The sequence below is a fragment of the Mesorhizobium sp. M4B.F.Ca.ET.089.01.1.1 genome (assembly GCF_004022605.1).
In the GTDB taxonomy this organism is placed as follows: Bacteria; Pseudomonadota; Alphaproteobacteria; order Rhizobiales; family Rhizobiaceae; genus Mesorhizobium; species Mesorhizobium abyssinicae.
Window position 1 is genome coordinate 1 of record NZ_RZOS01000803.1, and the last position, 1,497, is coordinate 1,497.

2 protein-coding genes are annotated in these 1,497 nt (G+C 69.0%); both read left to right on the forward strand.

Annotated elements, in window-relative coordinates:
• The first annotated feature begins 168 nt into the window (after positions 1-168).
• Entirely contained in the window at positions 169-795 is a 627-nt protein-coding gene (locus tag EN780_RS34025) for a hypothetical protein (protein WP_128276442.1), read from the forward strand.
• Positions 792-1,497, forward strand: a 706-nt coding sequence (locus EN780_RS34030) for a flagellar motor protein MotB (RefSeq protein ID WP_281035404.1), incomplete at its 3' end; no start/stop codon positions are given. The genes EN780_RS34025 and EN780_RS34030, both read left to right, overlap by 4 nt.

The following is a 1,497-nucleotide window of genomic DNA, read 5'->3' on the forward strand; positions in this document are numbered from 1 at the left end:
GTCGGCGCCTTGCCGGGCGCGCGCCCCGGCTCCACGCCGCTCGACGACCTTCGCCAGAAGATCCGGCCGGCGCCGCAGGAACGGCTTGCCCGCATGGTCGACCTCAACGAGGAACGCACCGCGCAAATCCTGCGCAAATGGGCCGCCCAGGAAGTCGCCGGATAGACCATGCCCTCAGTCGCCCTCTTCGACCTTCTCCCGGATTTCGGAACGCGCAGCCCGCGTGCCGGACAGCCGCAGGCCGCCGCCGAGCCCGAACGCAAGCCCGACGAAGCACCGCCGCAGGCCGACATCGGCACTTTGATCGCCGAAGCCGTCGCCGATGCGGAAACGGCGCTCGAGGCGCGCCTTGCGGTCGCCCATCAGGCTGCGCTCGACGCCGAGCGCCAGGCCAATGCCGACGAGGCAAAAGCCTTCCTTGAAAGCTTCGGCGGCGATGTCGGCCAGGCCGTCGCCAGGCACATCGATGCCATGGAGCTGCGCGTGACCGAGCTCGTCGGCGCCACCCTTGCCCGCATCATTGGCGGCATGGTCAGCGACGACCTGCAGAAGCGCTCGCTGGACGCGCTCGCGCGCACGATCGGCGAGGCCATCGCCGACTCCGAGGCGGTGCGCATCGCCGTGCGCGGCCCGCTGTCGCTGTTCGAAACGTTGGCGGCCTCGCTCGGTCCGCGCGCCGCCCAGCTCGACTTCGTCGAGGCCCAGGGCCTCGACCTCACCGTCGTCATCGACGAGGCGGTGTTCGAGACGCGCATCGCCGAATGGTCGGCCTCGCTGTCCGAGGTTCTGTCATGAGCGCGGTGGACGCCGGAGAGGACAGGCACGAGATCATCATCGTCAAGCGCAACCATGACGGCCACGACGACGGTCATCACGGCGGCGTCTGGAAGATCGCCTTCGCCGACTTCATGACCGCCATGATGTGCTTCTTCCTGGTGATGTGGCTGATCAACGCCGCCAACGAGCAGACCAAGGCGGCCGTCGCCAGCTACTTCAACCCGGTCGAGCTGATCGATCGCAATTCCAGCCGCAAGGGCCTGGAGGATCTCGGCGACGGTCCGAGCAAGGTCGGGCTGACGGCCGACAATCCGCAGGACGGCGCCAGCAAGGCCGGCGAGGACGGCAAGGGCGGCGCCGGCTCCTCTGACCGCAGGCAGACCAAGGAAGCCTCGCAGAACTCCGACCTTTCCGACGAGCATCTGTTTGCCGATCCCTATGCGGTGCTGTCGGAGATCGCGACCGACACCGGGGTGATGCAGAATGTCAGCGCAAAGGGCGAAGGCGGCGCGCAGAATGCCGGCCCGGCGACCGGCGCCTCCGGCGGCGAGTCCTACCGCGATCCCTTCGCGCCGGATTTCTGGTCGCAGCAGGTGGCCGCGCCCGGCGCCGAGGAAAGCGCCGAGCGCGCCAAGATCGAGGGCGATCCGGCAAAGCCCGGCGAGAAAGTCGCCGAGACCCAGGTGCCGAAGGTCAAGGCAGTGCCGCCGGCGCCGCCGG